The organism is Sphaerotilus sulfidivorans (assembly GCF_013426975.1).
GTDB lineage: Bacteria > Pseudomonadota > Gammaproteobacteria > Burkholderiales > Burkholderiaceae_C > Sphaerotilus > Sphaerotilus sulfidivorans.
Genome location: NZ_JACCPY010000004.1, coordinates 115837 through 136214, shown reverse-complemented (window position 1 = coordinate 136214; position 20378 = coordinate 115837). Strand labels below are relative to the sequence as shown.

The window sequence follows — 20378 nt, the reverse complement described above, 5'->3', positions numbered from 1 at the left end:
GGGGTTTACTGGTTGACCGGCGACTTCGGGTCGAGCAGCAGGGCCATGACATGGCGGATCTGCGCCTCGCTCAGGATGCCCAGGTGACCGGCACGGGGCATGTGCGAGCAGGCGTTGTAGGCGCGGGCGTTCCAGAGCTTGCCCCAGGTGTACTCGATGATCGGACGCGCCGCCGGGCTGTCCGGGTCGGTGACGCCACGCAGCCGGCCGTACTGGTACAGGCTCGGCCCGATGGTGCCGAAGGAGATTTCCTGCCTGCTGATCTGGTGGCAGTTGTAGCAGTTGCCGCCATTGACGACCCTGGCATCGTCGGTGAAGGTCAGACCGCGCCCGCTCTGGGCGATCTTCTCGCCTTCACGCCAGTCGCCCAGGTACTTGCCGTCGCCGGGAGGACGGATCGTCTTGAGGTTCTCCGCCTCGATGGCCTTGACCACCTCGGGCGCGGGCTCCTTGCCCAGGGCCCGCGAGCAGGCCTCGTTGGCCGCATCCTGGTCCAGCCGGTCGACCTTGGCGATGCCCTCGTCGCGGAAGGCGCTGCGGATGATGCGCACCGCCTCCTGGTCCAGTTCCTCCGGGGCCGGTCCGCTGGCGCAGCCGGCGAGTCCGGCCGTCAGCGCCAGCGCGGCAGCGGCACCCGCCAGCATCCTGAAGCTCTTCATGGCGTGTTCTCCGTTCAGCGCTTGATGGCGGGAGCCACCGACTCCGCACCCTTGGCATTGACGCCCATGTAGGTGGACAGCGCGATCGTCAGGTCCGAGCCGAAGCCGGGATAGGGAAAGCGCTGCTGGCGAAAGCAGTCGTTCAGGCGCAGCTGCATGCTCCACATCTGGCCGTTGCTGACCCGGTAGGCCGGCCAGGCCGCGAACCCGACCCCGTCGCCCGGATTGCGGGTGAGCTGGGGCAGATCCTGCAGGCGAATGCGCTTGCCCTCCTCGCCGTGACAGCTCGCGCAGGAGAAGTCATGCGGGCCGCCGCGATAGAAGAAGGCCCGCTCCCCGATGGCGTACATGCGCCGCTCCTGGGGATGCTCCTGCGGCAGGGCAAAGCGCATGCCGCGGGACTCGGCGGCGATCCAGGTGGCCAGCGCGGTCAGGTTGGCCTGCTCGCCCTTGCCGAACGGCGTCCTGGCGATCTCGGCCGCGCTGAAGCCCTGCAGCGTCTCCATGCAGGTCAGCAGCCGGGACTCCAGATCCTGGACCCGCCCGGTGTCGCGGAAATGGCGCGGCAGCGTGACGAACACGCCCTTGACGACGCCCGGCCCCTGCCCCAGATCGCAGGCTTCCAGGCTCGCGTTGCGCGGGCCGCGCTTCTGCTTCCAGAGCGCCTCCCCCTTGGCCTCGAACAGCTCGGCAGGATTGCCGTCGGCCAGCATCGCCCGGTACTCGGCGATGCCGTCGGAGGCGGACTTCTCCTGCGCCAGCAGCGGTGCGGCGCAGACCAGCGCGAGGCTGGCGGTGGCGAGTCTCTTCATGGTCTCCTCGGTCGTGTTGCGGTGGACAAGGAACCGTCCCGGCACGAGCGCGCCGCCGGACTGCGGACGCCTGGGCCCTGCTCAGCTGACGGTGGCCTCGTCGCTGCGCTTGCCACCCTTGTTGTCGGTCCAGGTCACGCCGACCTTGTCGCCGGCCTTGGCGCCCTTGATGCTGAACTGCAGGAAGGGGTTCTTCGACACCGAAGGTCCCCACTGCGCGGTCATGACGGTCTTGCCGTTGAGGGTGGCGGCGACCTCCTGGATGAACCACGCCGGAATCAGGTTGCCGGACGCGTCCTTGCGCTGACCGGTCTCCATCTCGTGGCTCATCAGCACGCGGACGGTGGCCTTGTCGCCGGAAGCCTGGGCGCGAATGCGCATCGGATCTGCCATGTTCTGCTCCTGGTTGTGGGTGATGAATCAGCCGCCGCAGCCACCGAGGGTGACCTTGACTTCCTTCTGCGCGAACAGGACCCGCCCGTCGCCCATGACCGCCACGGCCATCACGTTCGACGACTGGCCCATCTTGACGCGCACATTGAAGCTCGGCTCGACCGCATCGGTCACATCGAACAGCGCGCACAGCATCGCCGGGTTCTTCTCGACGAGGATCATCATCCGGGCCACGCCGGCCAGGGCGGTGGCGCAGCCCAGCGGCACGACCGCGCCGTTCTCGGCGATGTCCGGCCCCTGGATGGTGATGTCCTTGCTCTCGGTCGGAGTGGCCACGCCGAGCGCGCGGGTCAGATCGGCCAGGGTCTTGGCATCGAAGGCGGCACCGGACCAGGCGGCCTGGGCCGCAGCGGGCAGCAGCCCCAGGCCAGCCAGCAGGCCGGCGACGGCGGCACTGCGGCCGAGCATTTCGCGGCGGGTTTGCATCATGGAACTCCTTGGGTAGAGATTCGGGATCATTTCTTCGCTCCGTCCTTCAGCCACTGGGCCAGGGTGCGGGCATCGGCTTCCGGAAGGGTCTGAGCTGGCATCGGCACCGGACCCCAGACCCCGCTGCCACCGGAGCGGATCTTGCCGGCGAGGTAGTCGACCGCGTCGGCACGGCTGCCATGCTTCTGGGCGATCTCGCGGAAGGACGGCCCGACCAGCTTCTGGTCGACGCCATGGCAGGCGGAGCAGCTGTGCTTCGACAGCAGCGCGTTGATCGAGGCAAAGCCGCCCGCCTTGTCCGGGGCAGCAGCGGTGGCGGTGGCCGCGGCCACGGCGGCAGTGGCCACGACCGCACCCGGCGGCCGGGTGGTGTCCGCCCCGCGCTGCGCGCCGACCAGGCGGTTCTGCTCGGCCAGGTTGCCATGGGCATTGCGGGCGAAGTCGGGCAGGAAGGAGGCGACCTTCGGCTCGGCCTCGCAGTTCGTCATGCAGGCCACCGCCTTCACGTCGGGCTTGCCCGCGGTCTTCAGCGACTTGCCCGGCCACATGCCGTGGTCCAGCGTCATGCCGTTGCGGTTGGGCATGCGGGCCTGGACCTCGGCGATGTTCTTGTCCGACATCACGAAGTTGTCCGGCAGCACCCCGCCCATGTTGAGCAGGTAGGCGGTGACCGCGTAGACCTCGTCGGTCTTCAGGGACTTCGGTGCGTTCCACGGCATCGCACGATTGATGTAGTCCCACAGCGTCGAGACGGTGGCCACCTTCATCAGCGTCGTGCGGCCGGGATAGGACGTGTCGGTCAGCCGGGCGACACGGCCGGTCTTCACATCCTCGGCGGTGGTGCCGCCCACCAGCGGGCTGAACACCTCGTTCGACTCGCCGAACACGCCGTGGCAGTGGGCGCACTTGCCTTCCCAGACGTCCTGGCCCATCGCGACCGAGCCGGAGCCCTTGGGCAGGCCCTTGAAGTCGGGGCGCACGTCGATGTCCCAGGCGGCGATTTCCTTCGGCGTGGCCGGGCGGCCGATGCCGGGCAGGCTGGTCGACTGCGCCAGCGCGGCACCGGACAGCGCCACCAGTGCGGCAGCGATCAGACCCGATCGGATCACGGACTCACGATCACGAGAGCTGGACATTCTTCACCTCCCCGCTTTCCTGCACCAGCCAGGTCTGGACGGCGTTGTTGTGGTAGATCGAGCGCGTGCCGCGGACGGCGCGCAACTGCCTGTAGGTCGGCTGCACATAGCCGGTGTCGTCGGTGGCCCGGCTCTGGATCAGCGCCGGCTTGCCGTCCCAGACCCAGTCGATGTTGAAGCGGGTCAGCGACTTGTTCTGCACCGGTCCCTCGATGCGCGCCGGCCGCCAGTTGCGGCCGCCGTCCACCGAGACGTCGACCTTCTTGATGCGGCCCTTGCCCGACCACGCCAGCCCGGTGATGTTGTAGAAGCCCTTGTCGAGCAGCACCTGGCCACCCGAGGGCGTCGTCACCACGCTCTTGCATTCCTGGATGTTGGTGTACTGGCGGTGCAGGCCGTTCGGCATCAGGTCCATGTAGTGGACCGCCTCGTCCTTGGCGCCATAGGGCATGTCGCCCACCTCGATGCGGCGCAGGTACTTGACCCAGCTCACGCCCTGGATGCCCGGCACGACCAGCCGCAGCGGGTAGCCGTTCTCGGGTCGCAGCATCTCACCGTTCTGCCCGTAGGCGACGAAGACTTCGCCCGACTCGACCAGCTCCATCGGGATGGTCCGCGTCATCGACGAGCCGTCGGCGCCCTCGCCCAGCACGTAGCGCGCTCGTCGGTAGTCCACGCCGCACAGGTCGAACAGGATCTTCAGCGGCACGCCGGTGAACTCGCTGCACGACACCATGCCGTGCGTGTACTGCACCGTCGGCACCGCGACATTGCCCCACTCGACCGCCGTGTTCGCGCCGCACTCGATGAAGTGGATGCGCGACACCGAGGGCAGCCGCATGATCTCGTCCATCGTGAAGACCTTGGGCGTCTTCATCAGCGACGGGTCGGAGCCGTTGAGCATCAGGCGGTGCTTGCTCGGGTCGATGTCCCACCAGCCCTGGTGGTGGCGCTCGAAATGCAGGCCGCTGGGCGTGATGATGCCGAACAGCGACTGCAGCGGCGCGAACGACACCGAGGCCTGCGTGGTCTGCGTCAGACCCGGGCTCTGGCGGCGCTGGACATTGGTCTCGTACTTCGATGGCTTGCCGTAGCCGTCGGTGACCACAGGCTGGCCCAGTCCGGTGGTGTGCTCGGGCAGGTTCAGGATGTTCGGATCCCCGCCGTCGGCCGGCACCGGATTGGCCTGTGCCAGCGCCAGCGGCGCCGCACCGGCCGCGGCCGCACCGGCGAAGGCACGGCGGATGAAGTCGCGCCGGCCCGACCTGGCCTCGCGGAACACGGTGCGCACGCCCTCGGGATCGAGAAAGTGCTCGGGCGCCTTGATCAGGCGGCCGGAGCGCTGACCCGTCGTCGGGTCCTGTTGATCGTCGGATGACACTGGATTCACTCCTTATCGGGATTCTTCTCTCACGCCCCTGCAGCGACCGGGCGCGCGTCCGATGCGCCGCCGTGCATCGCCAGGCACAGCACCGCGGCGCGTCGGCTGGCCAGCCGGTACCAGACCTGCGACCCCACGCGGCGCCGCGCCAGGATCCCGCCGCGGTACAGCGTCGCGAGGTGCTGCGACAGGTTCGGCGCCGAAGCCCCGACCCGCTCGGCCAGACCACCGGCGCTCTGCTCGCCCTCGAGCAGTTCGCAGACGATGTGCAGTCGCACCGGCGCGGACAGCAGTCCGAACAGCTCGGCCGCCAGTTCGAAGACGCGATCGCCGTCACATTCGCTCATCGCTGCGTTGGCCATGCTGCTCACCACTCCATCTAGATATAAGCAAAAACAGATGTTATGGACGGAGGTCGACTTGGGTCTTGGTGTAAATACCGACCCGGGCATGTTTCGTGGCCCGGGCAACGCTGTCGCACGTGATCTGGATCAATGCGTCAGAGCCACTCCTCTGCTTCGTGCAAGACGCCGCTCAGAACGCTTCCTTTTCCGCTTCCAGATAGGCCAGGCTGACGTACTTGCCGATGTTGGCGGCGAAGCCGGCCATCGTCGCGGCACGCTCGGCCACACGCGGATCACGCAGCACGCGCGCGCGCGCTTCGGCCTCGTCGGCACCGTCCTTCACCGCCTGCAGGCAGGGCTCCCAGATGCCGCGCAGGAAAAGCTCATAGCGGTCGAGCAGGTCATGAGAAGGCAGGCCATGCCCCGGCAGCCAGAGCTGGCGCCCGGCGTCGCGACGCAGCGCGGCATAGCAGCGGAAGGTGCCGGGATAGGAGCCGTCGTCGATGTTGGCGATGCGATCGCCCATGGCGATGTCGCCGACATGGGTCACCCGGTCCTCGACGACCTCGACATTCAGGTCGGAGGGCGTGTGCGCGGTGCCGTGATGATGCAGCGCCAGCGTCACATCGCCGAAGCGCAGCCGCTGACCATGCACCACCGTCCGGTTCGGCGCCACCACCTCGGTGCCCGCGGTCGCCTGGTTTGTCCAGCGCTCCATCATCGTGCGCCACATGCTGCCCTCGACCCCGCGGATCTGCGCGATGGTGTGCTCCAGCGCATGGATCGGCAGGTCGGCGCCGAAAGCCTCGACGAAGGCGTGGTTGGCCAGCCAGTGGTCGCCGTGATAGTGGCTGTTGAAGACGGCGACGACCGGCCGCTCGGTGACACGCCGGATCATGCGGATGGCCATGCGCCCGATCTGCAGCGAGCAGCCCGGATCGAGCACCACCACGCCGGCCGAAGTGACGACGAAGGTGATGCTGGCCATCAGGCCGCGGTTCTCGGGCGTCGGGAAGCCGTCCTCGGCATGGATCAGCCAGACATGCTCGGAGAGCTGGCGCGGCGCCACGTCGGGCACCGGCGGGCCGATGATGAAATCGCCGGCCTGCGCCGCCAGCAGCCGGGTGCCGGGCGCCAGGGACAGCCCGGCCCCCAGTGCGCTCAGCCCCAGTCCGGCCGACAGGCCGCGCAACAGCCGACGGCGCGAGGGATCAGGCATGACCAGGGGCTCCGCACTCAAATTCAAATATCAGCATTCATTGATGTTAATGCGGATCAGCCTGCCGGAGCAAGCGGGCTCACCCGAGGTCCTGCCAGATGACTTTGTCCTCACATACCCCATTGGGTATTTGTGTATCATTCGCCTGTCCAGGAGCCCTTCATCATGCGATCTCCCGTTTTCACCCGCCTGCGCCCCGCTCGCATCCGGATGCCTGCTGCCGGCCTGATCAGCCTGATCGGTGCGCTGCTGGCCGCCGCACCCGCACACGCCACCGAACCTGCCGCGATCCAGGTGCCAACGCTGACGGTGCAGGCCAGCCGCGATGCCGCCAGCCTCTCGCTCGACGGCACGCTCGAGCCGCAGCGCCAGGCGGTGCTCGCCGCGCAGGCCGCCGGCAGCGTGCGGGAGCTGACGGTGCGCGCCGGCGACCGGGTGCGCGCCGGACAGGTGATCGCGCGCATCGACGCACGCAGCGCCGAGGCCGGCGTCGCGCAGAGCGAGGCCGGCGTGGTGCAGGCCGACGCGAACCTGCGCAACGCCCGCACCCAGCTCGAGCGCACCCGCGAGCTGCGCGCGCAGGGCTACATCAGCCAGGCCGCGCTCGATGCGGCCGAGAACCAGTTCCGTGCCGCCGAGGCCGGGCTGGCGCAGGCACGCGCCGGACGCCGCCAGGCCACGCTCGGCCAGGACTTCACCAGCATCGCCGCGCCCTTCGACGGCGTGGTGCTGGCCACCCACATCGACGCCGGCGACCTGGCCGCACCGGGCCGGCCTGTGCTTACCCTCTACGCGCCGGGCGCGCTGCGCGCCACCGTGCAGGTGCCGGCCTCGCAGGCGGCCCCGGCGCGCGCGGCACGCCAGGTCGAGATCGAGCTGCCCGACGGCCGGCGCATCGCGCCGGTGCGTCGCACCGAGCTGCCTGGCGCCGATCCGGTCGCGCAGACCGTCGAGTGGCGGCTGGACCTGGCGCCCGGCGACGCCGCCGACCTGCGCCCCGGCCGCACGGTGCGGGTGCACTTCACCGGCGCCGCGCTCGCGCCGACGGGCGCGCGCAGCGTGCCGACGGTGCCGGCGGCGGCGCTGCTGCGCCGCGGCGAGCTGACCGCCGTCTATGTCGTGCGCGAGAACGGCTTCGTGCTGCGCCAGGTGCGCGCCGGCGCCAGCCACGGCGGCAGCACCGAGGTGCTCGCCGGACTGAAGACCGGCGAGCGCATTGCCGCCGATGCGGTGCGCGCCGGCCTGGCGGGAGCCCGTCCGTGAGCGGCCCGGGCGAGCGCGGCATCGCCGGCCGCATGGCGGCCCTCTTCCAGGCCAACGCGATCACGCCGCTGCTGGCGATCGTCGCGCTGCTGCTCGGCCTGTTCGCGGTGCTGGTGACGCCGCGCGAGGAAGAGCCTCAGATCAACGTCACGATGGCCAATGTGCTGATCCCCTTCCCCGGGGCCAGCAGCGCCGACGTGCAGAACATGGTCGCGCGGCCGGCCGAGCAGGTGCTCTCGCAGATCGCCGGCATCGAGCACACCTACTCGGTCAGCCGTCCCGGCGTGGCGGTGCTGACGGTGCAGTTCCAGGTCGGCGTGCCGCGCACCGAGGCGCTGGTGCGCCTGTACGACGTGCTCAACGCCAACCAGGACTGGCTGCCGTCCGGTCTCGGCACGCTGGCGCCGATCGTGCGTCCCAAGGGCATCGACGACGTGCCGGTGCTCGGCGTGACGCTGTGGAGCCGCGACGAGGCCTCGGCGCTGGAGGTCGAGCGCGTCGCGCGCTCGATCGAGGTCGAGCTCAAGCGCGTGCCCGGCAGCCGCGAGGTGAAGACGATCGGCGGCCCAGGCCGTGTCGTGCAGGTCGGCCTCGATCCGAGCCGGCTGCGCGAGCGCGGCGTCGACCTGCTGCGGCTGCAGCAGACCCTGAAGGCCGCCAGCCTGGCGATGCCGGCCGGCACGGTGGTCGACCGCGAGGCGAACCGCACCCCGGACGGCGGCGCGCAGATGCTGTCGGTCGAGACCGGCGAATTCCTGCGCTCGGCCGACGAGGTCGGCGACCTGGTCGTCGGCGTGCATGCCGGCCGACCGGTCTACCTGCGCGAGGTCGCGACGATCGAGGACGGCGCCGCGCAGCCGCAGCGCCATGTCTGGTTCACGCCGGCCGGCGCCGCCTCGGACGCCGGCAGCGTGCATCCGGCCGTGACGATCACCGTGACGAAGAAGCCCGGCCAGAACGCGGTCGACGTCGCGCAGGCCGCGCGCGCCCGCCTCGACGAGCTGCGCGGCACCGTGGTTCCGGCCGGCATCGAGATGACGGTCACCCGCGACTACGGCCAGACCGCCGCCGAGAAGGCCGACAAGCTGATCCAGAAGCTCGCGTTCGCGACCGGCTCGGTGATCCTGCTGGTCGGCTTCGCGCTCGGACAGCGCGAAGCGGTGATCGTCGGCGCCGCGGTGATCCTGACGCTGACGGCGACGCTGTTCGCCTCGTGGGCCTGGGGCTTCACGCTCAACCGCGTCTCGCTGTTCGCGCTGATCTTCTCGATCGGCATCCTGGTCGACGACGCGATCGTGGTGGTCGAGAACATCCACCGCCACCAGCAGCTCGAGCCGCACAGGCCGCTGCTGGAGATCATTCCGGCCGCGGTCGACGAGGTCGGCGGCCCGACCATCCTGGCGACCTTCACGGTGATCGCGGCGCTGCTGCCGATGGCCTTCGTCTCCGGGCTGATGGGGCCGTACATGGGCCCGATCCCGATCAACTCGAGCCTCGGCATGGCGATCTCGCTGGCGATCGCGTTCTCGGTGACGCCGTGGCTGGCCGCCCGGCTGATGAAGTCGCACGCCCAGGGCCACGGCGACGGCCACGCCGCGCCGAGCGGGATGGCAGCGAAGCTGCCGGCGCTCTTCACGCGCCTGCTGTCGCCCTTCCTGGAGAGCGCCGCGAAGCGCTGGCTGCTGCTGGCGGGCATTCTCGGCGCGCTGTTCCTGAGCGTCGGGCTGGCGGTGGTGCAGCTGGTCGTGCTGAAGATGCTGCCCTTCGACAACAAGTCGGAATACCAGGTCATCGTCGAGATGCCGGCCGGCAGCGCGCTGGAGGACACCGCGGCGACGCTGCACGACCTCGGCGCCTGGCTGGCGAAGCAGCCCGAGGTGCAGAACCTGCAGGGCTACGCCGGCACCGCCAGCCCGATCACCTTCAACGGCCTGGTGCGGCAGTACGACCTGCGCGCCGACGCCGAGCAGGGCGACCTGCAGGTCAACCTGGTCGACAAGCAGCACCGCAGCGACAAGAGCCACGCCATCGCGCAGCGCCACCGACCGGCCCTGGAGCGCATCGCCGCCGCGCACGGCGCGCGCATCCAGGTGGTCGAGGTGCCGCCGGGCCCGCCGGTGATGAGCCCGCTGGTCGCCGAGGTCTACGGCCCCGACGAGGCCGGCCGCCAGCAGCTCGCCGCGCGCATCGCCGCGGCCTTCCGTGCCACGCCCGACATCGTCGGCATCGAGACCTCGCTGAAGGAGGACGCGCCGCGCGCCTTCCTTCGCGTGCAGCGCCAGCGGGCCGAGTCGCTCGGCATCCCGGTGGCCGCGGTGGCGCAGACGGTGTACGGCGCGCTCTCGGGCCTGGACGCCGCCTGGCTGCACGACGGCCAGAGCAAGTACCCGGTGCCGGTGCGGCTGCAGCTGCCGCGCGAGGCGCAGGTCGGGCTCGACGCGCTGCTGGCCCTGCCGCTGCGCGCCGCCAACGGCCAGCTCGTGCCGCTGTCGGAGCTGGTGCGCGTGGAAAAGGGCGTGATCGACAAGCCGCTGTTCACCAAGGATCTGCACGGCGTGAGCTACGTCTTCGGCGACATGGCCGGCCGGCTCGACTCGCCGCTGTACGGCCTGTTCGCGATCCGCCCGAAGCTGGGGGACGCCGCGCTGCCCGGCACCGGCGAGATCGCCGAGTTCTGGATCCGCCAGCCAAGCGACCCCTACCGCCAGTACGCGATCAAGTGGGACGGCGAGTGGCAGATCACCTTCGAGACCTTCCGCGACATGGGCGCGGCCTATGGCGTCGGCCTGATCCTGATCTACCTGCTGGTAGTCGCCCAGTTCCGCAACTACCTGACGCCGCTGATCATCATGGCGCCGATCCCGCTGACGATGATCGGCGTGATGCCGGGCCACGCGCTGCTGGGTGCGCAGTTCACCGCCACCTCGATGATCGGGATGATCGCGCTGGCCGGCATCATCGTGCGCAACTCCATCCTGCTGGTGGACTTCATCGAGCTGCAGGTCGCGCAGGGCATGGCGTTCAAGGAAGCGGTGATGCAGTCCGCCGCCGTGCGCGCGCAGCCCATCGTGCTGACGGGGCTGGCGGCCACGATCGGCGCCTTCTTCATCCTCGACGACCCGATCTTCAACGGTCTGGCCATCGCGCTGATCTTCGGCATCCTGGTCTCGACGCTGCTGACGCTGGTCGTGATCCCGGTGCTGTACTACGCCGTCTACCGGCGGCACCACCCCGACTTCCCTGCACCTCCTGCACCCACTGCATCCACCCTTCCCCAAGGAGCCTGACATGACCGTCGACCGCCTGATCCGCATCTTCGCGGGCAGCTTCATCCTGATCTCGCTGGCGCTCGGCGTCGAGGGCAGCCCGCTGTTCGTCAGCAAATGGGCGCTGGCCTTCACCGCCTTCGTCGGCGCCAACCTGCTGCAGTTCGGCTTCACGAACTTCTGCCCGCTCGGGCTGATCCTGCGCAAGCTCGGCGTGCGCGATGACACGGGCAGCGGCGGCAGCTGCTGCCGCTGAGCGGTGGAACCGTTTCACGGGCAGCGAAGGAATCCACCACGATCTGTCACGGAGCAGGGACAATGCGCATCCCGAAACCCCCGGTCAATCCCTTCCAGGCTTGCAACATGGCCCAGCTCCAGGACGAATCCAGTCGCACCGACATCCTCAACCGGCTCAAGCGCGCAGAGGGCCAGCTGCGCGGCATCCAGCGCATGCTCGAGGCCGGCGAGCCCTGCCTCGACATCGCCAGCCAGATGGCCGCGGTGCGCAAGGCCCTCGACAGCGCCTATGTGCGCATGACGGTGTGCTTCATGCAGCAGGAAATGCGCGCCCAGCTCCACCTCAGCGAGGAGGACGCGCCGAAGCTCGAGGCGATGCTCGGCGACGTGCAGACCCTGCTCGGCAAGGTGCGCTGAGCACCGGCCCGGCCTCGACCGGCTGCTCGACCACCTTCAGGCGATCCCGCCAACAGCCCCGAGGCCGCCGCACGCATCGTCGCGCTGGCCCTGGTCGCCGACGGTCATGTGTCAGCCTGATCGAGATCGACACGCTGCAGCGCCAGGACATCGCCTGCCGTCTGGGCCTGAGCGCCGAAGCCTGCCGCGAGGTACTGCACGGACTGTGCGAAGACCTGCTGGTGCAATGCCCGATGGTCTGGAACGACACCGCCCGCATCGATCCGCGCCTGATCGGCGACCTGCTCGACGAGGTCGACGATCCCGGGCTGTGCACCGAGCTGATCCATCTGTGCCGCACGGTGGCCGAGGCCGACGCCCATGTCGCCGACGGCGAGGCGCTGATGCTGTCGACCGCCTTCGTGCACTGGCACCGCCGGCTGTCGTCGCCGACCGGTGCCAGCCGCCCGAGCACGCGGGCGGCCTGAGCGAGCGGATCGCTCAGCGGCTGCCGAGATCTTCCCAGCGCTCGAGCAGCGCCAGCAGCGCCTCGTCGATCGCGGCGAAGCGGGCGTGCGTCTCGGCGATCTTCTCGGGCGAGCGGGTGTAGAGCTCGGTGCCGTTGAGCAGTTCGCCCAGCGCCTTCTGCTCGTCCTCGAGCGCGGCGATGCGCGCGGGCAGCTCGTCGAGCTCGCGCTGCTCCTTGTAGCTGAGCTTGCGCTTCGGGGCGACGGCCGGAGCCGGCGCGGCGGCTGCGCTCACCGGCGCGGCCGCGGGGGCCGGCGCCTCGGCCTTCGGCGCCGCCTTGGCGGCCTTGGCCGCCAGCGCGGCGGCGCGCTGCGACTGCGCCAGCCAGTCCTCGACGCTGCCCTCGTACTCGCGCCAGCGGCCGTCGCCCTCGCTGACGATGGTGCTGGTCACCACCGCGTCGAGGAAGCGCCGGTCGTGGCTGACCACGAAGACGGTGCCGGCATAGTCCTGCAGCAGCTCTTCGAGCAGCTCCAGCGTCTCGATGTCGAGGTCGTTGGTCGGCTCGTCGAGCACCAGCACATTGGCCGGCTTGGCGAACAGACGCGCCAGCAGCAGGCGGTTGCGCTCGCCCCCCGACAGCGTGCGCACCGGCGAGTTGGCCCGCGCCGGCGAGAACAGGAAGTCGCCCAGATAGCCCATGACATGCTTGCGCGTGCTGCCGATCTCGACCCACTCGCTGCCCGGGCTGATGGTGTCGGCCAGCGTGGCGTCGAGGTCGAGCGCGTCGCGCATCTGGTCGAAGTAGGCCACCTGCAGCTGCGTGCCCTGGCGCACCGTGCCGGCGTCCGGCGCGATCTCGCCCAGGATGAGCTTGAGCAGCGTGGTCTTGCCGGCGCCGTTCGGGCCGATCAGGCCGACCTTGTCGCCGCGCAGGATGGTGGCGGTGAAGTCGCGCACGATGGCGCGGGTGCCGTAGGACTTGGCCACGCCCTCGAGTTCGGCCACGATCTTGCCGCTGCGGCTGCCGGTGTCGAGCTCCAGGCGCACCTTGCCGACGACGTCGCGGCGCGCGGCGCGCTGCTCGCGCAGCGCCACCAGGCGGTTGATGCGGCTGACGCTGCGGGTGCGGCGCGCCTCCACGCCCTTGCGGATCCAGACCTCCTCCTGCGCCAGCAGCTTGTCGAAGCGCGCATTGGCCAGCGCCTCGTCCTCGAGCTCGCGCGCCTTGGTCGCCTCGTAGGCGCTGAAGCTGCCGGGGTAGCTGCGCAGCTGGCCACGGTCCAGTTCGAGGATGCGGGTCGAGACCGCGTCGAGGAAGGCGCGGTCGTGCGTGATCAGGATGACCGCGCCGGCGAAGCCCGCCAGCAGGTCCTGCAGCCAGACGATCGCCTCCAGGTCGAGGTGGTTGGTCGGCTCGTCGAGCAGCAGCACATCGGGCGCGGCCGCCAGCGCCTGCGCCAGCGCCACGCGCTTCTTCAGCCCGCCGGAAAGCTCGTCGACCACCCGGTCGGCCGGCAGCTGCAGGCGCTCGAGCGTCTCGGTGACACGCTGCTCCCAGGTCCAGCCGCCCAGCGCCTCGATGCGGCTCTGCAGCGCATCCAGATCCTCGCCGGGCGCATGCGCCTCGTAGCGCTCGCGCAGCGCCTTGGCCTCGGCCACGCCGACACTGACCGCCTCGAACACCGTCGCGCCCGGCGCGAACTGCGGCTCCTGCGCGACATAATGGCGCCGCAGGCCCTGCTGGAGCTGCAGCAGCCCGTCGTCCGGGCGCTCCAGCCCGGCGAGGATCTTCAGCAGCGAGGACTTGCCGGTGCCGTTGCGGCCGATCAGGCCGAGGCGCTCGCCCGGCTCGAGCGACATCGCCGCGTGGTCGAGCAGCGCGACATGCCCGTAGGCGAGACAGGCATCCTGGAGGGTGAGAAGGGCCATGGCAGGGTTCGGGAGGGTAATCGGACATTATCCCCGGCCGCGCCGGATCCGCCGATCCCGGCCCCTGCCAGGCGCCGGTTGTTACCGCACTGTCGCAGTGCATCGGTACACTGATCCACCCTCCGCCAGAAATCGTGACGCCATTCACGATTCATCCACCATCGGGGCCGAACCTTCTCTCTGCAGCCTCGGCCCATACACCCGGAGACCTGATTTGAGCCGCATCGCCCTGTCCGACACCATGGCCCGGCTGCTGCCGGCCAGCGAGGATCTGAACGCGCTCGAGCCGACCGGCGCCGGCGCGGCGGCCGACTGGGGCCGCGAGATCGCGCTGTGGCCGATCGAGGCGCTGCGTGGCGCCGATCCGGTGCTGGGCCTGGCGGTGCTGATGATCATCGCGCTGCTGGCCGGCGAGGCGGTGCGCCGTGCCACCGGCCTGCCGCGTGCGCTGGGCGCGATGCTGGTGGGCGCGCTGGCCAGCCCGCTGGCGCTGAGTCTGGTGGCCCGGGCCGAGCTGGATGCCTGGAAGCCGCTGATCGATCTGGCCGTCGGCCTGCTGGTGTTCGAGCTGGGCGCGCGCATCCGGCCGCGCTGGCTGCGCGACAACCCCTGGCTGACCCTCAAGAGCCTGGCCGAGGCGCTGCTGTCGGGTCTCGCGGTGGCCGGCGCGCTGATGCTGCTGGGCATCGACCACCAGAGCGCGACGCTGGCCGGCGCGGTGGCGATGGCCGGCTCGCCGGTCATCACGATGGCGGTGCTGGGCGAGCTGCGCCCGCGCGGTCAGGTCACCGAGCGGCTGCTGGTGATGACCGCGGTCAACACCGTCTGCGCGGTGCTGGCGCTGAGCATCTGGCAGGTTGCGGTCACGCTGGATGCCGACGGCTTCGAATGGCAGCCGGCGCTGGCCGGCGTGCTGTACGCGCTGTGCGGCTCCTACCTGCTGGGCGCCTTCGCCGGGCTGCTGCTCGAACGGCTGAGCCGGCAGATCCGCGGCACCGGGCTGGCGACGCTGCAGCTCGCGCTGGTGGTGATCGCGGCGATGCTGGCGGCGCAGTTCACCGTCTCGCCGCTGCTGTCGCTGCTGGTGGCCGGCATGGTGGCGCGCGCGCGCATGGGCCACCGGCTGCAGGTCGAGCCGCAGCTCGGCAGCGGCGGGGCGGCGCTGACGCTGCTGCTGCTGCTCACGCTGGGCCTGCTGTCGACGCTCGACGGGCTGCTCGGGCTGTGGCCGCTGGTGGCGGCGATCATCGGGGCGCGGCTGCTGGCCAAGGTCGGCACGGTGCTGCTGCTGGCGCGGCCGAGCGGCCTGGGCTGGCGCCAGTCGCTCGGGCTGGGGCTGGCGCTGCAGCCGGCCTCGAGCCTGCCGCTGCTGCTGACCAGCGCGACGCTGGGCTGGCCGGCACACCTGCCCGCCCCGCCGGCCGAGCCGATGCAGGCGCTGCTGATCGCGCTGACGCTGCTGCAGCTCAGCGGCCCGGTGTGGCTACAGCTCGGCCTGCGGGGGGTCGCACGCGAGAGCGACGCCCGCCCCGACTGAATCCGCCCCCGCCCCGCCCTCCCCCGACAGGAAACCGTCCGCCATGCCGCTGCAGGACTTCGCCACCTCCGAGCCGCTGACGCTGGGCGTCGAGCTCGAGCTCCAGCTGATCTCCACCCACGACCAGAACCTGGTGCCGCAGGCCGAGGATCTGCTGCGCGAGACCGCACGCCACACCGGCGCCTGGGACATCAAGCCCGAGATCGCGCGCTCGATGATCGAGATCGGCAGCTCGATCCAGCGCGAGCACGGCCCGCTGCTGGCCGAGCTGCGCGACATGCGCGACCAGCTGGTGCGCGCCTCGCGCCGGCTCAACATCGGCATTGCCGGCGGCGGCACGCACGCCTACCAGCACTGGAGCGAGCAGCAGATCTATCCCGGCGAGCGCTTCAACTACCTCAGCGACCTCTACGGCTACCTGGCCAAGCAGTTCATCGTCTTCGGCCAGCATGTGCATGTCGGCTGCCCGAACGGCGACGATGCGCTGTGGCTGCTGCATGCGCTGTCGCGCTATGTGCCGCATTTCATCGCGCTGGCGGGCTCCTCGCCGTTCGTGCAGGGGCAGGACACCGGCTTCGACTCGGCGCGGCTGAATGCGGTCTTCGCCTTCCCGCTGTCGGGGCGCGCGCCCTTCGTGCGCAGCTGGTCCGAGTTCGGCACCTACTTCGACAAGATGACCGACACCGGCGTGGTCAAGTCGATGAAGGACTTCTACTGGGACATCCGCCCCAAGCCCGAGTACGGCACGATCGAGCTGCGGGTCTGCGACACGCCGCTGACGGTGGAGAAGGCCGCCGCGCTGGCCTGCTACCTGCAGGCGATCTGCCGCTACCTGATCCAGGAGCGACCCTTCGAGCCGGCCGAGGACGACTATCTGGTCTACACCTACAACCGCTTCCAGGCCTGCCGCTTCGGGCTGGACGGCGAGGTGGTCAATCCGCAGACCAAGCAGCGCTCGCGCCTGCGCGACGACATCGTGCGCACGCTGGCCAAGGTCGATGCGCATGCGGTCGACCTGAAGTCCTGGGACGCCTGCCAGCAGATCCGCGACTCGCTCGGCGAGGGCAACGACGCCACCTGGCTGCGCCGGCTGCACCGCACCGGCATGCCGCTGTCGGAGGTGGTGGAAACGGCGGCGCGGCGCTGGAGCGGCGCCGTCTGAGCCGCAGCCTCAGGCGGTGGCCGTTCAGCCGGTGCGGCGCTGCCGTGCCCAGGCGACCGCCACCAGCCCGAGCCCCCACAGCGGCAGCAGACCCAGCCGCCCGGCCCACCAGGCAAACGGCGTCGTGCCCTCGCGGCCCTGGACCTGCGCCTCCAGCACGCCGCGCACATGCGGGGCCAGCCGGTGGGTGACATGGCCGCGGTGGTCGATCGCCACCGTCGCACCGGTGTTGGTGGCGCGCACCATCGGCCGCTGCAGCTCCAGCGTGCGCAGGCGCGAGATCTGCAGGTGCTGGTCGACCGCCACCGTCTCGCCGAACCAGCCGATGTTGCTGACATTGGCCAGCACCGTCGGCGCCTGCGCCGCGTCGACGAAGCGGGTGGCCAGCTCCTCGCCGAACAGATCCTCGTAGCAGATGTTCGGCCCGACCCGCTCGGTGCCGACCGCGAAGGACGGCGCGGCCAGCGGCCCGCGCGAGAAGTCGCCCAGCGGCATGCGCATCATGTCGACGAACCAGCGGAAGCCCCAGGGAATGAACTCGCCGAAGGGCACCAGATGGTGCTTGTCGTAGCGGTAGAGCTCGGCGCCGGCCCGGCCGGGCCCGAAGCCGACGACCGAGTTGCTGTAGCCGCTGTCGGCATCGCCCAGCGGCACGCCGACCAGCGCCGAGGTGGTGCGACGCGAGAAATGGGCCTCCAGGCCCGGCCACAGCCCCTGCGGCAGCTGCGCCGGCAGCAGCGGAATGGCTGTCTCGGGCGCCACCACCAGATCGGCGGTCGAGGCGAAGAGCGCCCGCACATGCCAGTCCAGCGTCTGCGGCAGCCGGCTGAAGTCGAACTTCTCGTCCTGCGGCACATTGCCCTGCAGCAGCGTCACCGACAGGCCGCCGGTGGCGCGGGTGAAGTCCGGCCCGCGCAGCGCCGGAGCGAGCGCCAGCGCCGCGGTCAGCCCCAGCGCCGCAGCACGCGCCGGCTGGCGCGGCTGCAGCGCCAGCCGTGCCAGCACGAAGCCCAGCGCCGCGCCGGCCGCGCCCATGCCGTGCACGCCCAGCCACGGCGCCAGCAGCGCCAGCGGCCCGTCGACATGCGCGTAGCCCGCGGCGCCCCAGGGGAATCCGGTCAGCAGCTGCGCACGCGCCAGCTCGGCCAGCAGCCACAGCGCGCTCCACAGCAGCAGCTCGCGCCCGAAGCCGCCGCGCCCGCGCCAGCGCGCGAACAGCGCCATCGCACCGGCCAGATAGAGCGACAGCGCCGCTGCCAGCGCCAGCACCGCGCCCGCCGCCAGCCAGGCCGGCAGGTGGCCGTAGCGATGCATGCTGATGAACAGCCACCAGAAGGTGCCGGCCAGCCAGGCCACGCCGGCCAGCGCGCCCAGCACGAAGGCGCGCCGTGGCGCGGCCTGCATCACCAGCGCCGCCAGCAGCGCCGTGCCCAGCACCTGCAAGACACCGCGCGGCTCAGGCGCCAGCGACAGCGCCTGCAGGCCGCCGGCGCCGAGCGCCAGCAGGCTGCCGACCGGCGCCGGCACACGGGACAGACCGCGCTCAGCCACCGCTGGCGTCGTCGCCCGCAGGCACGCGCGACACCCGGAACCAGCGCACCGCGCCGCCCCGGGTCAGCATCACCGCAAAGCGCAGCGGGCCGACATCGACGCTCTCGCCGCGGCGCGGCACGCGGCCATTGCTGTGCGCCACCAGCCCGCCGATGGTCTCGAACTCGTCGGCCGGCAGGTCGGTGGCGAAATGGGCGTTGACCGCCACCACCGCCGCATCGCCAGCCACCCGCGAGCTGCCGTCGGTCAGGGTGTAGATGCCGGACTCGCCCTCGCGCTTCTCGTCGTGCTCGTCCTCGATCTCGCCGACGATCTGCTCGAGCACATCCTCGATGGTGATCATGCCGGCCAGGCCGCCGAACTCGTCGATGACGATGGCCAGGTGGTTGCGGTTGGAGCGGAAGTCGCGCAGCAGCTCGTTGAGGCCCTTGGATTCGGGCACGAACAGCGCCGGGCGCAGCAGCATGCGCAGGTCGGGCGCATCGAGGCCGCGCGTGCGCAGCAGATCCTTGGCCAGCAGCACGCCGATGATGTTGTCGCGCGAGTCCTCGAAGACCGGAAAGCGCGAATGACCGGTGCCGGCCACCGCATCGAGCACCTCGTCGAACGGGGTGGCGATGTCGATCATGTCGATGCGGGGTGCGGCCACCATCGCGTCGCCGGCCGTCAGGTCGGCCATGCGGATCACGCCCTCGAGCATCGCGCGTGATTCGGGATCGATCAGCTCGCGCCGCTCCGCGTCGGCCAGCGTCTCCATCAGCTCGTCGCGCGAGTCGGGGCCGGGAGAAATGAACTCGATCACCCGCGCGAACAGGCTGCGGTGGTCCGCGGTGCTGCGGGAACTCGGCTGGGGTTCGGACACGGTGTGTGCCGGAAGTGAAGATGGGCGAAGAATACCGCAAGGATCCGCCAGGAACCGCGCGCCTGCGGGGCGATCCGGACGGAACGGGGGCGCAGCGGAGCCCGAGCGGGGCCGGAACTTGACAGCACAGGGGGCTTGACAGACAGTCGTCCATCCATTTTTCCCCTGACCTGCTGCCCGCCATGTCCAACGGCCTCATTCCCGCGACCATCCTGACCGGCTTTCTCGGCTCGGGCAAGACGACGCTGCTCAAGCGCGTGCTCTCCGAATCGCACGGCCAGCGCATCGCCGTCATCGAGAACGAGTTCGGCGAGGAGAACATCGACAACGACATCCTCGTGGCCGACACCGAGGAGCAGATCATCCAGATGAGCAACGGCTGCGTCTGCTGCACGATCCGCGAGGACCTGCGCGCGACGCTGGCCACGCTGGCCGAGAAGCGCCGCAAGGGCGAGCTGCACTTCGACCGCGTCGTCATCGAGACCACCGGCCTGGCCGATCCGGGCCCGGTCGCGCAGACCTTCTTCATGGACGACGAGGTCGCCGAGAGCTTCCTGCTCGACTCGATCCTGACGCTGGTCGATGCCAAGCATGGCGACGGCCAGCTCGACACCCGCCAGGAGGCGCGCCGCCAGGTGGGCTTCGCCGACCAGATCTTCCTGAGCAAGGCCGACCTGGTGGACGCCGCCACGCTGGATGCGCTGTCGCACCGCATCAAGCACATGAACCCGCGCGCACCGCAGCACCGCGTCGACTTCGGCGTCGTGCCGATCAAGGACGTGTTCGACCTGCGCGGCTTCAACCTCAACGCCAAGCTCGAGATCGATCCGGCCTTCCTGGACGCCGACGACCACGGCCACCACCATCATGGCCATGACCACGGTCATGAGCATGGCCCCGACTGCGGCCATGAGCACGCGCCCGGCGAGAGCTGCGACCATCCGCACCACCATCGCCACGACGACGACGTCAAGTCCTTCGTGTTCCGTTCGGACAAGCCCTTCAATCCGGCCCGGCTCGAGGACTTCCTCGGCTCGATCGTGCAGATCTACGGCCCGAAGATGCTGCGCTACAAGGGCGTGCTGAACATGAAGGGCACCGAGCGCAAGGTGATCTTCCAGGGCGTGCACCAGCTGATGGGCAGCGACCTGGGCCCGAAGTGGGCGCCGGGCGAGAAGCGCGAGAGCCGCATGGTCTTCATCGGCATCGACCTGCCGCGCGATGTCTTCCAGGCCGGCCTGAGCCAGTGCCTGGCCTGATCGGGCGCCGCC

General features: G+C 70.4%; 19 protein-coding genes. 8 read left to right on the top strand and 11 right to left on the bottom strand.

Going from position 1 to position 20378, the window contains the following annotated elements:
- Positions 1 to 5: 5 nt before the first annotated feature.
- The 8 genes from soxX to HZU84_RS03885 all read right to left on the bottom strand — a co-directional run bounded on the left by soxX (position 6) and on the right by HZU84_RS03885 (position 6433).
- Positions 6 to 659 (bottom strand): sulfur oxidation c-type cytochrome SoxX, encoded by a 654-nt coding sequence (gene soxX / locus HZU84_RS03920; protein ID WP_149502404.1) that lies wholly within the window; start codon positions 657 to 659, stop codon positions 6 to 8.
- A gap of 14 nt (positions 660 to 673) precedes the next feature.
- On the bottom strand, positions 674 to 1471 hold the full coding sequence (gene soxA, locus HZU84_RS03915) for a sulfur oxidation c-type cytochrome SoxA (protein ID WP_149502403.1): 798 nt from the start codon (positions 1469 to 1471) through the stop codon (positions 674 to 676).
- An 81-nt stretch (positions 1472 to 1552) separates the two neighbouring features.
- Positions 1553 to 1864, bottom strand: coding sequence for a thiosulfate oxidation carrier complex protein SoxZ (soxZ, locus tag HZU84_RS03910; RefSeq protein WP_180692780.1), 312 nt, complete (start codon positions 1862 to 1864; stop codon positions 1553 to 1555).
- Between the two features lie 27 nt (positions 1865 to 1891).
- Positions 1892 to 2350 carry a thiosulfate oxidation carrier protein SoxY gene (gene soxY, locus HZU84_RS03905; protein ID WP_149502402.1) on the bottom strand — a complete coding sequence of 153 codons (459 nt, stop codon included), beginning with the start codon at positions 2348 to 2350 and terminating at the stop codon, positions 1892 to 1894.
- 29 nt (positions 2351 to 2379) lie between these two features.
- Complete coding sequence (locus HZU84_RS03900; protein ID WP_149502401.1) at positions 2380 to 3489, bottom strand: c-type cytochrome; 1110 nt, start codon at positions 3487 to 3489, stop codon at positions 2380 to 2382.
- The gene (gene soxC, locus HZU84_RS03895; RefSeq protein WP_244954394.1) at positions 3473 to 4870 is read right to left on the bottom strand and encodes a sulfite dehydrogenase; all 1398 of its coding nucleotides are present in this window, start codon (positions 4868 to 4870) and stop codon (positions 3473 to 3475) included. The genes HZU84_RS03900 and soxC overlap by 17 nt, the downstream gene beginning before the upstream one ends.
- Before the next feature lie 29 nt (positions 4871 to 4899).
- Entirely contained in the window at positions 4900 to 5232 is a 333-nt protein-coding gene (locus HZU84_RS03890) for an ArsR/SmtB family transcription factor (protein WP_149502400.1), read from the bottom strand.
- Positions 5233 to 5404: 172 nt separating this feature from the next.
- Positions 5405 to 6433 (bottom strand): MBL fold metallo-hydrolase, encoded by a 1029-nt coding sequence (locus HZU84_RS03885; RefSeq protein ID WP_149502399.1) that lies wholly within the window; start codon positions 6431 to 6433, stop codon positions 5405 to 5407.
- Positions 6434 to 6598: 165 nt separating this feature from the next.
- Here HZU84_RS03885 and HZU84_RS03880 point away from each other — a divergent pair, with 165 nt between their 5' ends.
- From HZU84_RS03880 to HZU84_RS03860, 5 genes are all read left to right on the top strand, one after another.
- Complete coding sequence (locus tag HZU84_RS03880) at positions 6599 to 7696, top strand: efflux RND transporter periplasmic adaptor subunit (protein WP_244954392.1); 1098 nt, start codon at positions 6599 to 6601, stop codon at positions 7694 to 7696.
- Between the two features lie 32 nt (positions 7697 to 7728).
- On the top strand, positions 7729 to 10983 hold the full coding sequence (locus HZU84_RS03875) for an efflux RND transporter permease subunit (RefSeq protein WP_149505113.1): 3255 nt from the start codon (positions 7729 to 7731) through the stop codon (positions 10981 to 10983).
- Between the two features lies 1 nt (position 10984).
- Positions 10985 to 11218: a YgaP family membrane protein gene (locus tag HZU84_RS03870; RefSeq protein WP_149502398.1), complete on the top strand. Its 234-nt coding sequence runs from the start codon at positions 10985 to 10987 to the stop codon at positions 11216 to 11218.
- A gap of 107 nt (positions 11219 to 11325) precedes the next feature.
- The gene (locus HZU84_RS03865; RefSeq protein WP_149502397.1) at positions 11326 to 11616 is read left to right on the top strand and encodes a metal-sensing transcriptional repressor; all 291 of its coding nucleotides are present in this window, start codon (positions 11326 to 11328) and stop codon (positions 11614 to 11616) included.
- A gap of 221 nt (positions 11617 to 11837) precedes the next feature.
- Positions 11838 to 12083 carry a hypothetical protein gene (locus HZU84_RS03860; protein ID WP_149502396.1) on the top strand — a complete coding sequence of 82 codons (246 nt, stop codon included), beginning with the start codon at positions 11838 to 11840 and terminating at the stop codon, positions 12081 to 12083.
- Positions 12084 to 12096: 13 nt separating this feature from the next.
- Here the strand turns inward: HZU84_RS03860 and HZU84_RS03855 are convergent, their stop codons facing one another.
- Positions 12097 to 13995, bottom strand: coding sequence for an ATP-binding cassette domain-containing protein (locus HZU84_RS03855; protein ID WP_149502395.1), 1899 nt, complete (start codon positions 13993 to 13995; stop codon positions 12097 to 12099).
- A 214-nt stretch (positions 13996 to 14209) separates the two neighbouring features.
- Between HZU84_RS03855 and HZU84_RS03850 the strand changes: the two genes are divergently transcribed.
- On the top strand, positions 14210 to 15532 hold the full coding sequence (locus HZU84_RS03850) for a cation:proton antiporter (protein ID WP_244954391.1): 1323 nt from the start codon (positions 14210 to 14212) through the stop codon (positions 15530 to 15532).
- A 43-nt stretch (positions 15533 to 15575) separates the two neighbouring features.
- Positions 15576 to 16694 (top strand): YbdK family carboxylate-amine ligase, encoded by a 1119-nt coding sequence (locus HZU84_RS03845; protein WP_149502394.1) that lies wholly within the window; start codon positions 15576 to 15578, stop codon positions 16692 to 16694.
- A gap of 24 nt (positions 16695 to 16718) precedes the next feature.
- Here HZU84_RS03845 and lnt read toward each other — a convergent pair whose 3' ends face one another.
- Positions 16719 to 18245 (bottom strand): apolipoprotein N-acyltransferase, encoded by a 1527-nt coding sequence (gene lnt, locus HZU84_RS03840; protein WP_244954390.1) that lies wholly within the window; start codon positions 18243 to 18245, stop codon positions 16719 to 16721.
- Entirely contained in the window at positions 18238 to 19107 is an 870-nt protein-coding gene (locus tag HZU84_RS03835; RefSeq protein ID WP_149502393.1) for an HlyC/CorC family transporter, read from the bottom strand. Before HZU84_RS03835 ends, lnt begins: the two co-directional genes overlap by 8 nt.
- Before the next feature lie 182 nt (positions 19108 to 19289).
- On the opposite strand from HZU84_RS03835, the gene HZU84_RS03830 reads away from it, so the two are divergent.
- Positions 19290 to 20366, top strand: a complete 1077-nt coding sequence (locus HZU84_RS03830) for a CobW family GTP-binding protein (RefSeq protein ID WP_149502392.1) — start codon at positions 19290 to 19292, stop codon at positions 20364 to 20366.
- The last annotated feature ends 12 nt before the right edge of the window (positions 20367 to 20378 follow it).